Raw genomic sequence first — 12,925 nt, 5'->3', positions numbered from 1 at the left:
GGAGGCGTCAATACCTGACGCGTAGTCAGCCAGCGGCCCGCGATAGGGCCGCCCGGACGCGGTCTCAGAAGAGCGAAACCCCCGCCAGCCACCCCCCGTCGATCACGAACGGCTGGCCCGTGATGTACGAGGAGTCCTGGCTCGACAGGAACAGGGCCAGCGCCGCCACTTCCTCGGGTTTGCCCACCCGGCCCAGCGGGACGAGCTTGCGGTAGAGGTCGTCGAGGGCGGCCGAGGTCTCCGCGTGGTCCGCCGTCGGGTCCAGTTGCGCGGGGTTGGACATCGCGGTGTCGATGGCGCCGGGGCACACCGCGTTGACCCGGATGCCCAGGTGGGCGAGTTCCATCGCGGCGACCCGGGTGAGCCCGAGGATGGCGTGTTTGGTGGCCGCATAGGTGCCGACCGCGCTCATCCCGGTCAGCGCCGTGTACGAGGCGGTGTTGACGATGGTGCCGCCGCCCGCCGCGCCGATCTCCGGGGCGACGGTCTTGATGCCGAGGAAGCAGCCCACCTGGTTGACCTGGACCACCCGCATGAACTCGTCCAGGGGCGTGTCCACCAGGGCGTTGAAGCGCAGGATCCCGGCGTTGTTCACCAGGCCGTCCACGCTTCCGAAGGCGTCCTTGGCGGCGGTGACGGCCGCCGTCCACTCCTCTTCGCGGCTCACGTCGAGATGGAGATAGCGGGCCACCTCCGGCCCCAACTCCTTGGCAAGGGCCTCTCCTTGCTCGTCCAGGACGTCGGTGATGACGACCCTGGCCCCTTCGGCCACGAACAGCCGCGCCTCCTGTTCGCCCTGTCCGCGCGCACCGCCGGTGATGAAGACGACCCGCCCATCGAGCTTGCCCATGCGGTCCTCCTGGTGGTTGATGTCCTGGCCGTCGAGCGGTTCAGTCATGGAGGTGCGGGGCGACGTCGGCTCCGAACGCGGCGATCTGGTCCAGGAGTTCACCGAGGTCCCGGGACCGGAAGCGCACCTGGATCTGGTCCACGCCCATCGCCCGGTACGCCCGCAGCGACTCGGCCAGGAGCTCGGGTTTGCCGGTGAGGGTGCGCCGCCCTGTCTCCCAGCCGGGATCACCCACGTACAGCGCCTCGGTGATCGCGCCGACCGTGATGGGGTCGACGATCCCGGCCTGTTCGCGCAGGGACTTCAGCCGGCCGATCTGGGCCGGCAGCGCCTTTCTCGGATCGCCCTGGGGGAGCCAGCCGTCACCGCGCAGGGCGGCGCGCCGCACGGCCGCGGGGGACGAGCCGCCCACCCAGATCGGGACGTGCCGCTGGGCGGGCCGGGGCCGCTGGCCGAGCCCCTCGAAGGCGAAGCGCTCGCCCCGGAAGGAGGGGTACTCCTCCGGGCCGAGCGCGGCACGGAGCGCGTCTACGGTCTCGTCGAGGGCGGGCCCGCGTCCGTCGAAGTCCGCGCCGACCGCCTCGAACTCCTCCCGTACGTGTCCCGCCCCCACGCCCAGGATCAGCCGGCCACCGCTGAGGTGGTCCAGGGTCGCGTACTGCTTGGCGGTGATCAGCGGGTGCCGGAGCCCGGCCACCGCGACATGGCTCATGAGCAGGATCCGGTCGGTGACCCCGGCCAGGAAGGAGAGGGTGGCGACCGGGTCGTACCAGATGGTGCTCATCGCGCCCGCGAGCCGCCGCGGGATGGCCACGTGGTCGCAGCTCGCGAGGTAGGCGAAGCCGGAGCGTTCGGCGGCGCGGGCGATCTCGGCCAGATCCCCCGGCCCCGCGTCCGCCTCCCACGGCTCCGCGTAGATGGTGCTCTGCGACTGGATCGGGAGCTGCATCCCGTACACCAGTCGACCGTTCGGCAATATCGGCACCGTACGCCCGCCTCCACCCTGATCTGACGACCCGTCACCTGACATGGTGGCCCCATCGTCATAGCTGACGCACCGTCAGGCAAGGGGTGTGCGGGCGGCGGTGGGGTCAGCGGCGCGCCCCGATGGCGAGCAGCCGGTCGGGGGAGCCGGCGCCGGGCCTGGTGACGGCGCCGGTCGTGGCCGCGGCGGTCAGTGCGGCGGCGACCTGGGCGGGTCGCGCCTTCGGGTGGGCCGCCAGGTAGAGCGCGGCGGCTCCGGCCACGTGCGGGGCGGCCATGGACGTACCGGAGTCGGTGACGGTGGCGGTGTCGCTCGCGTTCCAGGCCGAGGCGATGGACTCCCCCGGGGCGAACAGGTCAAGTGCCGCACCGTAGTTGGAGAGGGCCTCGCGGGCGTCGCGCTCGGTGGTGGAGCCCACCGTGATGGCTTCGCGGACGCGGGCCGGGGAGTGTTTGGCGGCGTCCTCGTTGTCGTTGCCCGCCGCGACGGTGTACGTCACGCCGGAGGCGATGGACCGTCTGACGGCCTGGTCGACCACCGCGTCCGCCCCGCCGCTGAGCGACAGGTTGGCGACGGCGGGCTTGGCCGCGTGCCGCGTCACCCAGTCGATGCCCGCGACGATCCCTTCGGTGGTGCCGGAGCCCGCGTCGTCGAGCACCCGCACCGCGACGATCTTCGCCTTCTTGGCGACGCCGTAGCGGTTGCCCGCGGCGATGGCGGCGACGTGGGTGCCGTGACCGTATCCGTCCTGGGCGATCTGGTCGTCGTCGACGGCGTCATAGCCGTACGAGGCCCGGCCGCCGAAGTCCTGGTGGCTGATGCGCACCCCGCTGTCGATGATGTACGCGGTCACGCCGGCCCCGGCGCCGGCCGGGTAGGTGTAGCTCCGATCCAGCGGGAGCTTGTGCTGGTCGATCCGGTCGAGGCCCCAGGACGGCGGCCGGGGCTGGGTGCCGGTGACGTGGAAGGCGCGGTTGGCCGAGACGGACGCGACCGCGGGGTCCCCGGCGAGCCGCTCGGCCTGTTGCGCGGAGGCCCGGATCGAGTAGCCGTTGACGGCCTGGTGGTAGGTGCGCCGCACGGTCGCACCGTACTTCCGGGCCACCGCCTGGCCCGCGGCGGAGTCGGCACGGACAACCGCATCCTTGAGGGTGACGAGGTAGCTGCCGGGGATGGCGTCGGTGACGCCGGCCGTCGCCGTGCGGCTCGCTCCGGCGGGAGCGGCGGACGCCCCGGACGCCGCCGTGGACGACAGCCCCGCCGTGACCACGCCGAGGGCCGTCAGACCCACGGCGATGCTTCGTACCCATGACATGGCAGGGGTATCTCCTTGAACAGGGGTGGGGAACGGCTTGAACGGGCCGAGGTACGGCGGGGACGCGGCACTGGAGCGTGGGGCGAGCCCGGACGGCCACCGCATACGGGCGGGGGGCTCGGGTAGGGTTCACTTGCGTTATCGCAAGGGGGAGGAAGTCTTCACGGGCAGTCTGAACAGGCGTGGAAACCGAAAGGCCGTTCGCGAGCTTCTTCCCCCGACTACGTTGTCGCCGTCGCCGAATTCGCCCTTACCTGTTCCGGGTCCGATAAAGCATTTGCGCACGGCACAATGACAGTTACGGCCTTTGCGCCATCCCCGCCCATTCGAGCCCTATCAGGTTCGGGGCAGCCTTCACAGTTTCATCAAGAGGGCGATCAACTGCCAGGCCAGTATGGCGTGGACGAGAATGCACATACCCCAGTGCGCGGGCCTTCGCGCGGCCTGGCGGAACACCCATGCCCACTCGGCCGCCACCAGAACGACGGACAGGGCCCACAGCACCCAGGAAAGGGAACTCCACAGGGAGCTCGCCCGGTCACCGAGGATTCCGATGACCGCCAGCGGTGCGAGTGCCAGCAGCGGCAGGGTCCATGCGCCTGGGGCGGTGGCGCGGGGGGACTTGGTGTCGTTCATCCAAAACGCTCCGTCTCGGCGTGGGGCGGTGGCGGCCGGGTACGTCCGGACGGACCCGGCCGCCACCGCGCGCTGAACACTCCGGGGAGCTGTCGAGCCAACCCCGGGACGACTGGTCGGGGGGATCGTCAACGAGCCGATCCCCCCGCTGTCATCAGTGCAGGGCGTTGTAGATGTCGAGAATCGTCAGGCCGGGGCTGACGGCCGCGAGCGGGGCCTTCACCCACCAGGACAGGCCGTCGTACCACTTCTTGAAGTCGCTGTACTTGCCGGCGATGGCCTTGGCGAAACCGCCCACCTTGCTGAAGGCGGCGCGGATGGCGGACCACTTGCTGGCCGCCGTGAACTCGCCGCTGGCGATCTGCTTCATCTCGGCCTGCTCGGCCGGGGTGAGCTGGGCCGCCAGCGGGCTCGCCAGCAGGGCGTGCGCGGCCTGCTGGGCCTCGGCCTGCTGAGCCTGCTGAGTGACGGAGACGGCCTGCGGCGCGGCCACCCGGGCCTCGGATGCCTGAGCGAGGCCGGCGGCCCCGCCGAGGGTGACGGCGGCGATGGCGGAAACTGCGGCCATCCGAAGAGAGTTGCGGTTCATTCGATTCATCCCTTGCGTCGTCGCAAGGGGGAAAAAGCCCACAAGGGCAACCCGAACAGGCGTGGAAACCGAAAGGTCCCCCCGGACTTCATTCCCCCGATTACCCGGCTGTCGCGTCCCCTTGGTCAAGGAGGAGCACGGCGGCCGATGCCTGGCCTTTCGGTGCCAGGCACGACTGAACGTAACACGCCAAACGATCAGTTGGCCACCGATGCGGGCCAGCGTTTTCCAACCCCGCTTGGTCGTCGGCTGATATAGCACTGGCAATGCGTTGGTCAAGGGCAACTATGCGTTGGAGCGGCCGAGTTGTGCCCGTCCCGCCACGGGCCCGGGGTGCTTGCGGCTTGCCGCGCGGGCGGCGGCGGCGCGCCCGACGGTCGGCCGCGCGGGCGGGGCCGGGTCGGCTCAGCCGAGCAGGGCGTACACCGTGGAGGCGTGGGCGGCCGGCTCGTCGGCGCCGTCCGCGGTCATGGTGATGTCGGCGAAGGCCATCCGGCGCCCCAGCTTGGTGACGCGCGCATCCAGGAGCACATCGGCTCCGGTCACCGGACGCTGGAAGGTGGTGGACTGCTGGACCGTCGTCATGGGCCCGTACGCCCCGCGCGCACAGGCCACCGCGATGACGGTGGCGGTGTCGGCGGCGGCCATCAGCGCCTGCCCGCTGATCCCCCCGCCGTCCCGCGCGAGCGCGTCGCTCCAGGGCAGCCGCAGCACGGCGTGCCGCGCCCCCGTCTCCTCGACGGTCAGCCCGAGGTCGAGCACCCAGGGTGCGAAGTTGTCGGCCAGGATCTTCTCTGCGTCCTCACGGGTCAGTGCCATGCGGCTCATGGTGTCGGGACGGAGAACAAATGTCACCGCCGCCTCACGCCGGACCACCCCACCGCGCGCTGACCCGCCCGGGCCAGGCCGTACCGGCTCAGAACCGCTCGATCTTCTTCCCCTCAGGGATCTGGTAACAACCGGACACGACCATCAGGCCCAGGGAGGGTGGGGTGTCCTTCGCGTAGGAGGCCAGTTTGACGCTGACCTTCTGCTCGTCGTTGTCGGCCGTGAGACTGAGGTTCTTGCTCTTGCTCGTGTCACGCCCGTACTCGACGATCTCCCAGCCGTGCTTGGGTAGTTCCTTCTTGAGTCGTTCCATCACCGCGTCGAGCTCGGCCGCCGTGGTCTTGGTCGGCGTGATGTTCCAAGGGTGGAAGATCGTGAAGTACTTGTCGCGGTCCTTGCCACTGCACTCCGTAACCCCCGGCTGAGTCTCGGATGCCTTTCCTTTGACTCCGATCAAGTCGTAGAGAGCACTGGACACTCTGACCATCGAGTCGGCCGCGTCGCTCGAGGTACTGATGCCCGCAGAGGGGATCTCGTGGGAGTCCTTGGAGTCGCTCATGCTGCATCCAGTGAGGGTCGAGAGGGTCAGGGACACGAGGAGCGCGAGGGCGCCGGGCTTCGTCTTCACAGCGGGGTCTCAATCGGTCGGACCGGAGAGGATGCGGTCGCAAGTGTGGGCGTCGTCATACGGGGCCGTATCGAACCTGTCCCCCGGTCCTCCGCAGCCGCCGTCACCGCATGTGCTCCCAGCGGCGCGGCGGCTCCTTGAGCGTCACGTTGTCACCGTGCCCCGCCACGAGCAGCCCCTGGTTCAGCAGGCTGGTGCTGTTCTCCTTCCAGTACTCGCTGTGCCCGTGGACGTCGCCGGTGGCCAACTGGTTGGCGCCGAACTCCTTGTCGCTGGGGATGATCCACGGACCGTCCCAGTCTGTTCCACCGTGACCGAAGCGGCCGATGTCCGGGACGGGGTCACCCTCCGCCTCCAGATTCCAGACGTGTCCCTCGGGCACGTCCATCTGGTCCGCCGTGGGCACCTGGACGCCAGGGCTGCCCGCGAGGATCACGTCATCGGCGTTCAAGGTCCCCTGCCTGGCGGCCGAGCCGATGAGGGTCGTGCCGTACGAGTGGCCGATCGCTGTGCGGTGCGGGTCCGTGCCGCCGGTGTGCGACGCCTCGAGACCGTCCATGAACCGGTTGAAGGCGGGGGCGCCGTCGTCGGCATAGTGGCTGAAGGGGGAATCCTTGACGATGTCCTTCGGGGCGTCGTAGCCGAGCCATGTGATCGTGGAAACCGACTGGCCTGCGGACTTCGCATCGGCCGCGCGCCATATGTTTGCCGCCCGCTCGATGTCTCCGCCGATGCTGCTCAGGTTCGCCGTTGTGCCGGGCACGTACACGGCCTGATGAAGCGCCGTGTCCGGGTTCCCGTTCGCGATGATCGCGCGCCCATTGCCCTCGGCGTTGAACCCCATCAGGTACGCCTCTGGCAGGCCTCTCGTCCCCGACGAGTCGAAGCGGGTCTGAATGCTTTCCATGCCATGGAGCGACGCCGTGAGGTGCTCGTACCTCTCGCCGTGCATCCTGTACCAGTCCATGTACTCATCGGTGTACACCTTGGACGCGTACCCGCCCGCGTTGATCCACGTCCACTCATTGTCGGGCGGTTTCGGCATCGCGTCGAGCTCCGTCTGGTACTGGCCCCGACTCTCGTCAAAAACGATGCGGTTGGCCTCGTCGCGGGCCGTCGCGGGCACTCCGTCGAGTGCGCCCACGACGTCCGGGTGGAGCGACGTCCAGGCCTGTTGCTGGTCGGCGTCGAGCCCCTTCCACCAGGCCGCGTTGTCCTTGGGGCTGCCGTCCTTCGGGGGCTGCGGCAGCGAGTCCTCGTAGTGACGGCTCGCCTCACGGACGCCCGCGCCGTCCTTCTGGACATCCGCCCAGTCCCCGGTGGACACCGTCAGGTCGTCGTCCGCCGTCAGCCTGCGCAGCGCCGGCGCCCACTTCTGGTCGGCCTCCGTGGCTTCTTTCAGCGCTTCCGCGATCCGGTTGGCGATGTCCTGGGCGATCGCATAGTTCGGGTTGGGGTCGAAGGTGCCCGCCTGCCGCTGGAGCGCCCGTGCCTGGTCGGAAAGGGTGCCGTGGGCCGAGCCGGGTGACGTCGGCGGGGCGCCCTGGTTCTGGCCGGCCGCCGGATAGGACACCGAGCCGTCCGCGCCGACGGCGAAGCCGTGCGCGTCCGCGTCCTCGATCGCTCGCTCCAGCCTGGCCTTCGCAGGGCGTACATCCGAGGCGAACGCGTTCAGGGACGTGCTGATCAGTCCGCACTCCACCTGTACGTAGCGGAAGTCCGCGGCCAGTTCCCGTAGTTGTGCGGTCGCGGCGTCGACCGTCTCGCCTCGCAGCGCCTTCTGCATCTGCGCAATGATCCGCTGCTCCAGCGCGTCCTTCGCCTGACTCGCCATAGCGCTGCTGGAACGGTAACCGAGGGCGGCTTCCTCGAACTCGTGCGGCTTGAGCGCCTTCAGCGCTTCGGTGTCCATTGCTTCAGGTCACCGTCCCTGACCGCCGACACCAGGGGTGTCCTCGTACTGCTTGCCCAGCTCGTCGAAGATTCCCTTGATGCCCTTGTCCGTCAGGAACAAGTCATTGCCCGCTCGTTCGAGCCCGCCCTGGAGCTTGGCGCATCGCCCGGCCACTCGGTCCAGATACGTCTTCCAGCTCTGGTAGACGTCGGACTGGGCCGCCGCGCTGTCCACCCCGCCACCTGTGGCGAGCCCTTGCTGCCCCTGGTCCAGCGAGGACAGCGCCTTCTTCACGTCGCCCGCGAGCTCCCCGACGGCCCGGCCGGCCGCCGCCCACGCGGTCTGGGAGACCTTCACGTCCGCCGTGCCGACGTCGCCCTGCGGGGCGCTCGCCAACCGCATCGTGGCGTCACGCTTGAGCTGCGCCCACTCCTCCCCGAACGATGCCACGCGTCCCCTCCACCTCATCCGTCCCACCTTCGGCGACGCACATGCTAGGAGGAGGAAGGGGCCCGCACATGAGTAGGCCTACTCACCTCGGGGTCGCCCGCGTGCCCGGGGACGCCTTCGTCCCGTACGCGGCCGGGCGCTGGGCGTGGGCATCCGGGCCCGGGTTCGTGCCGGGCCCCGGGCATGGGGCAGGGACCGGTGGCGTCAGGGGCCCGGCCACAGGCCTTGTTCTGTCAGTCCCAGCAGCTCGATCGCGTTGCCCCGTACGATCCGCTCCACCACCTCGGGCGCCAGATGGCCCATCTGGGCGGCGCCGACCTCCTTGGACTTGGGCCAGGTCGAGTCGGAGTGCGGGTAGTCCGTCTCGTACAGGACGTTGCCGACGCCCACCGCGTCCAGGTTCCGCAGGCCGAAGGCGTCGTCGAAGAAGCAGCCGTACACATGCTCGGTGAAGAGTTCCGACGGGGGCCGGTGGACCTTGTCGGCCACCCCGCCCCAGCCCCGGTTCTCCTCCCAGACCACGTCCGCGCGTTCCAGGATGTAGGGGATCCAGCCGATCTGGCCCTCGGCGTACATGATCCTGAGGCGGGGGAAGCGCTCGAACTTTCCGCTCATCAGCCAGTCGACCATCGAGAAGCAGCAGTTGGCGAAGGTGATGGTCGAGCCGACCGCGGGCGGCGCGTCGGGCGAGGTGGAGGGCATCTTGCTGGACGAGCCGATGTGCATGGCGATCACCGTGCCGGTCTCGTCGCACGCCGCGAGGAAGGGGTCCCAGTCGTCGGTGTGGATGGAGGGCAGGCCCAGGTGCGGGGGGATCTCGGAGAAGGCCACCGCGCGCACCCCCCGCGCGGCGTTGCGGCGCACCTCGGCGGCGGCGAGTTCGGCGTCCCACAGTGGGATCAGGGTGAGCGGGATCAGCCGGCCGTGTGCCTCGGGGCCGCACCACTCCTCCACCATCCAGTCGTTGTACGCCCGCACGCCGAGCAGGCCGAGTTCGCGGTCTCTCGCCTCGGTGAAGGTCTGGCCGCAGAAGCGGGGGAAGGTGGGGAAGCAGAGCGCGGACTGGACGTGGTTGACGTCCATGTCGGCGAGGCGGGCGGGGACGTCGTACGAGCCCGGGCGCATCTGCTCGTACGTGATGACCTCCAGCTTTATCTCGTCCCTGGCGTAGCCCACCGCCGTGTCGAGGCGGGTCAGCGGGCGGTGCAGGTCCTCGTAGACCCACCAGTCGCCGATCGGCCCTTCGTCCCCCTTGGCGCCCATGACCGGCGCGAACTTGCCGCCGAGGAAGGTCATTTCCTTCAGCGGGGCCCGCACGACGCGCGGTCCGATGTCGCGGTACTTCGACGGGAGGCGGTCCCGCCAGACATGAGGGGGCTCCACCGTGTGGTCGTCCACCGAGATGATCTTCGGGAAGGTCTCCATGTCGCTTACGGTAGACCTGATCTGACGATCCGTCAGCTAGTTGGCGGCCGCGTCTCGGCCCGCTCCGGCCCCGCTCCGGCCCCGCTGCGGCCCTGCCGTGGCCCCGCTCCGGCCCCGGCAGTCGACGGACAGCGCTTGCGTTGAGTGTGCAGGGCATGTGTCGAAGCCTTGTGCAGAGCGTCACCCGTTGCTGACGCGACCCCTCCGGACAGGGCAGACTGGCGGGGGACACGCCAGGAGTACGGGGGTACAGGGGGCAGCTATGGACCGTGACGGCGGGCCGCGCGTACCGGAGCAGCGCGCTCCGGTACCGCCGCCGCAGCGCGCGACGGAGCGGCTCGACCGGGGAAGGCCCGGGCCCGCACCGCAGGTGGTCGGCGCCGGGCTTCGTTTCGGCGTACTCGGACCCGTGCGGGCCTGGCGGGGCGAGGAGCCCCTGCCGTCCGGCTCCCCGCAGCAGCGCGCCCTGCTCGCCGCGCTGCTGCTGCGCGACGGCCACACCGCCACCGCGGCCGAACTCATCGACGCCATCTGGGGAGACGAGCCGCCCTCGCAGGCCCTGGCCGCGCTCCGAACGTACGCCTCGCGACTGCGCAAGATCCTCGACTCCGGGGTCCTGGTCAGCGAGTCCGGCGGCTATGCGATCCGGGCCGGGGCCGCCACCCTCGACCTGGCCGTCGCCCAGGAACTGGCGGCGTCCGCCGAGAAGGCGCGGGCCGGCGGCGAGAAGGGCCGCGCGCGCGAGCTCCTGAACGCGGCCCTCGCGCAGTGGGACGGCGAACCGCTCGCCAATGTGCCGGGCCCCTACGCCGAGAACCAGCGCACCCGGCTCGCCGAATGGCGCCTGCAACTCACCGAGGCGCGCCTGGACATGGACCTGGAGGCGGGCTGCCACGCCGAGGCCGTCTCGGAGCTGACCGCGCTGACCGCCGCCCACCCGCTGCGCGAGCGGCTGCGCGAGCTGTTGATGCTGGCCCTGTACCGCAGTGGCCGCCAGGCCGAGGCGCTCGCGGTGTACGCGGACACCCGGCGGCTGCTCGCGGACGAGCTCGGGGTCGACCCGCGGCCCGAGCTGGCCCGCCTCCAGCAGCGCATCCTGCGGGCCGACGAGGATCTGGCCCGCCCGCCCGCCAGCGCGCCCGCCGCGGTCACGGCGCCGGTGCGCCCGGCCCAACTACCGGCGTCCGTACCGGACTTCACGGGCCGGGCCTCCTTCGTGCGCGAGCTCACCTCGCGGCTCGCCAACGCCAAGTCGACGGTGATGGCGGTCTCCGCGCTCGCCGGCATCGGCGGCGTCGGCAAGACCACCCTGGCCGTACACGTCGCCCACAGCGCCCGCCCGCACTTCCCCGACGGCCAGCTGTACGTGGACCTCCAGGGCGCCGGACAGCACGCGGCGGAGCCGGACACCGTCCTCGGCGCGTTCCTGCGCGCGCTCGGCACCCCGGACTCGGCGATCCCCGAGTCGATGGAGGAGCGCGCCGCCCTGTTCCGCTCCACGCTGGACGGCCGGCGGGTCCTGGTGCTGCTCGACAACGCGCGCGACGCGGCCCAGATCCGGCCGCTGCTGCCGGGCACGGCGGGGTGCGCGGCGCTCGTCACCAGCCGTATCCGCATGGTCGACCTGGTCGGCGCGCACCTCGTCGACCTGGACGTGATGTCCCCCGACGAGGCGCTCCAGCTCTTCACCAGGATCGTCGGCGAGGAGCGGGTCTCCGCCGAGCGCGAGGCCGCCCTGGACGTGGTCGCCGCCTGCGGCTTCCTGCCGCTCGCCATCCGCATCGCCGCGTCCCGGCTGGCCTCCCGCCGCACCTGGACGGTCTCGGTGCTCGCCGCCAAGCTCGCCGACGAACGCCGCCGCCTCGACGAGCTCCAGGCCGGGGACCTCGCGGTCAAGGCGACCTTCGAGCTCGGCTACGGCCAGCTGGAGCCCGCCCAGTCGCGCGCCTTCCGGCTGCTCGGCCTGCCCGACGGGCCCGACATCTCGCTGGCCGCCGCGGCCGCCGTCCTGGACCTGCCGCAGCAGGAGACCGAGGACCTCCTGGAGTCCCTGGTCGACACGTCCCTGGTGGAGTCGGCCGCCCCGGGCCGCTACCGCTATCACGACCTGGTACGCCTCTACGCGCGTTCCTGCGCCGAGCGCGACGACCTGGCGCCGGCCGAGCGCGAGTCGGCGATGTCGCGGCTGCTCGACTTCTATCTGGCGACGGCGGCCGGGGTGTACGCCCTGGAGCGTCCGGGCGACCGGCTCGTGGACCACTTGGAGCCGACCACGTACGGGGGGCTGTCGTTCGCCGACCGCCACTCGGCGCAGGACTGGCTGTACACCGAGGCCGACCCGCTGCTCGCCTGCGTACGCCAGCTGTCCGGGCCGCGCACCCTGCGCCGCGCCGTCGACCTGCTGTACGCGGCGCTCGACCTCGGCGAGTCCGGCGCCAACTCCCGGCAGTACGAGGCGACCGCGGAGGCCGTCCGCGAGGCCGCCCGCACCCGGGGCGACACCCAGGCCGAGGGGCGGGCGGTGATGACGCTGGCCAATGTGCACCAGCTGGCCGGCCGCTTCGAGCCCGCAGACCGCGAGGCCCAGGAGGCGATGCGGCTCGCCGGCGCCACCCGGGACCCGCTGCCGCTGTGCTGGGCCTCCAACGCGCGCGGCATCATCGCGCTCTACCAGAACCGGCACACCGACGGCGAGACCCATCTGACGCGCGCCATCGAGGCGTTCCGCGCCGACGACAACCGGCCCGGCGAGGCCAGCGCGCTGTGCAACCTGTCCCGGATCCACCTGGCGATGGGCCGCACCGCGAGCGCGGTCACCCTGGCGCAGGAGGGCATCGACATCTACGACTCGATGGGCCATGAGCTGCGCGGCGCCAACGCCCGTTACGCGCTGGGCCTCGCGCTCACCAAGAGCGGCCAGTTGCCCGCCGCCGCGGACCGGCTCGACGAGGCGCTGGCGGTCTTCCGCGACAGCAGGCAGCGTCTGTGGGAGGGCATGACCCTGTTCCGGCTCGCGGAGGTCGACCTCGCGGGCGGGCGGCCCGCGCAGGCCGCGGCCAACGCCGAGATGGCGCTCACGGTGCTGCGCGGCATCGGCGGGGAGTGGCGGCGCGGCAACGTACTGACGGTGCTCGGGCAGGCCCTGGCGGGCATAGGGCACGCGGGCCGGGCCCAGGTCTGCTGGCGTGACGCGCTGGTCATCTTCGAGGAGCTGGGCTCCCCGGAGGCGATCCAGGTCCGGGCTCTGCTCAGCCCGCTGGCGGCCGCATAACGCCCCTGGTCAGCACGTTCATTGAACGTTTATCGGCACCCGTCATTGTCTTGT

General features: G+C 71.0%; 11 protein-coding genes. 1 reads left to right on the top strand and 10 read right to left on the bottom strand.

Annotated elements, in window-relative coordinates; all coding sequences use genetic code 11:
* Positions 1–64 precede the first annotated feature (64 nt).
* The 10 genes from DWB77_RS21900 to DWB77_RS21855 all read right to left on the bottom strand — a co-directional run bounded on the left by DWB77_RS21900 (position 65) and on the right by DWB77_RS21855 (position 9,600).
* A complete protein-coding gene (locus DWB77_RS21900) occupies positions 65–850 on the bottom strand; it encodes an SDR family NAD(P)-dependent oxidoreductase (protein ID WP_120728089.1) in 786 nt (261 codons plus the stop codon).
* Positions 851–890: 40 nt separating this feature from the next.
* Positions 891–1,799: an LLM class F420-dependent oxidoreductase gene (locus DWB77_RS21895; protein ID WP_174248603.1), complete on the bottom strand. Its 909-nt coding sequence runs from the start codon at positions 1,797–1,799 to the stop codon at positions 891–893.
* Between the two features lie 142 nt (positions 1,800–1,941).
* Entirely contained in the window at positions 1,942–3,150 is a 1,209-nt protein-coding gene (locus tag DWB77_RS21890) for a S8 family peptidase (RefSeq protein ID WP_120722863.1), read from the bottom strand.
* A 354-nt stretch (positions 3,151–3,504) separates the two neighbouring features.
* The gene (locus tag DWB77_RS21885) at positions 3,505–3,786 is read right to left on the bottom strand and encodes a hypothetical protein (protein WP_120722862.1); all 282 of its coding nucleotides are present in this window, start codon (positions 3,784–3,786) and stop codon (positions 3,505–3,507) included.
* Between the two features lie 154 nt (positions 3,787–3,940).
* Entirely contained in the window at positions 3,941–4,354 is a 414-nt protein-coding gene (locus DWB77_RS21880; RefSeq protein WP_120722861.1) for a hypothetical protein, read from the bottom strand.
* Between the two features lie 426 nt (positions 4,355–4,780).
* The gene (locus DWB77_RS21875) at positions 4,781–5,194 is read right to left on the bottom strand and encodes a PaaI family thioesterase (RefSeq protein ID WP_120722860.1); all 414 of its coding nucleotides are present in this window, start codon (positions 5,192–5,194) and stop codon (positions 4,781–4,783) included.
* 97 nt (positions 5,195–5,291) lie between these two features.
* The gene (locus tag DWB77_RS21870; protein WP_120722859.1) at positions 5,292–5,831 is read right to left on the bottom strand and encodes a hypothetical protein; all 540 of its coding nucleotides are present in this window, start codon (positions 5,829–5,831) and stop codon (positions 5,292–5,294) included.
* A gap of 103 nt (positions 5,832–5,934) precedes the next feature.
* On the bottom strand, positions 5,935–7,743 hold the full coding sequence (locus DWB77_RS21865; RefSeq protein WP_120722858.1) for an alpha/beta hydrolase: 1,809 nt from the start codon (positions 7,741–7,743) through the stop codon (positions 5,935–5,937).
* A gap of 9 nt (positions 7,744–7,752) precedes the next feature.
* The gene (locus tag DWB77_RS21860) at positions 7,753–8,175 is read right to left on the bottom strand and encodes a hypothetical protein (RefSeq protein WP_120722857.1); all 423 of its coding nucleotides are present in this window, start codon (positions 8,173–8,175) and stop codon (positions 7,753–7,755) included.
* Positions 8,176–8,379: 204 nt separating this feature from the next.
* Entirely contained in the window at positions 8,380–9,600 is a 1,221-nt protein-coding gene (locus DWB77_RS21855) for an amidohydrolase family protein (RefSeq protein ID WP_120722856.1), read from the bottom strand.
* 262 nt (positions 9,601–9,862) lie between these two features.
* On the opposite strand from DWB77_RS21855, the gene DWB77_RS21850 reads away from it, so the two are divergent.
* Entirely contained in the window at positions 9,863–12,871 is a 3,009-nt protein-coding gene (locus DWB77_RS21850; protein WP_120722855.1) for an AfsR/SARP family transcriptional regulator, read from the top strand.
* Positions 12,872–12,925 lie beyond the last annotated feature (54 nt).

This window comes from Streptomyces hundungensis (genome assembly GCF_003627815.1).
Classification (GTDB): Bacteria; Actinomycetota; Actinomycetes; order Streptomycetales; family Streptomycetaceae; genus Streptomyces; species Streptomyces hundungensis_A.
The sequence above is the reverse complement of the archived record's forward strand: the minus strand, read 5'-3'. Positions and strand labels throughout refer to the sequence as shown.

Bases quoted from the DNA above. Each gene is read 5' to 3' on its own strand.
- DWB77_RS21900 (WP_120728089.1), bottom strand. From the start codon at position 850: ATGGGCAAGCTCGATGGGCGGGTCGTCTTCATCACCGGCGGTGCGCGC.
- DWB77_RS21895 (WP_174248603.1), bottom strand. From the start codon at position 1,799: ATGCAGCTCCCGATCCAGTCGCAGAGCACCATCTACGCGGAGCCGTGG.
- DWB77_RS21890 (WP_120722863.1), bottom strand. From the start codon at position 3,150: ATGTCATGGGTACGAAGCATCGCCGTGGGTCTGACGGCCCTCGGCGTG.
- DWB77_RS21885 (WP_120722862.1), bottom strand. From the start codon at position 3,786: ATGAACGACACCAAGTCCCCCCGCGCCACCGCCCCAGGCGCATGGACC.
- DWB77_RS21880 (WP_120722861.1), bottom strand. From the start codon at position 4,354: ATGGCCGCAGTTTCCGCCATCGCCGCCGTCACCCTCGGCGGGGCCGCC.
- DWB77_RS21875 (WP_120722860.1), bottom strand. From the start codon at position 5,194: ATGGCACTGACCCGTGAGGACGCAGAGAAGATCCTGGCCGACAACTTC.
- DWB77_RS21865 (WP_120722858.1), bottom strand. From the start codon at position 7,743: ATGGACACCGAAGCGCTGAAGGCGCTCAAGCCGCACGAGTTCGAGGAA.
- DWB77_RS21855 (WP_120722856.1), bottom strand. From the start codon at position 9,600: ATGGAGACCTTCCCGAAGATCATCTCGGTGGACGACCACACGGTGGAG.
- DWB77_RS21850 (WP_120722855.1), top strand. From the start codon at position 9,863: ATGGACCGTGACGGCGGGCCGCGCGTACCGGAGCAGCGCGCTCCGGTA.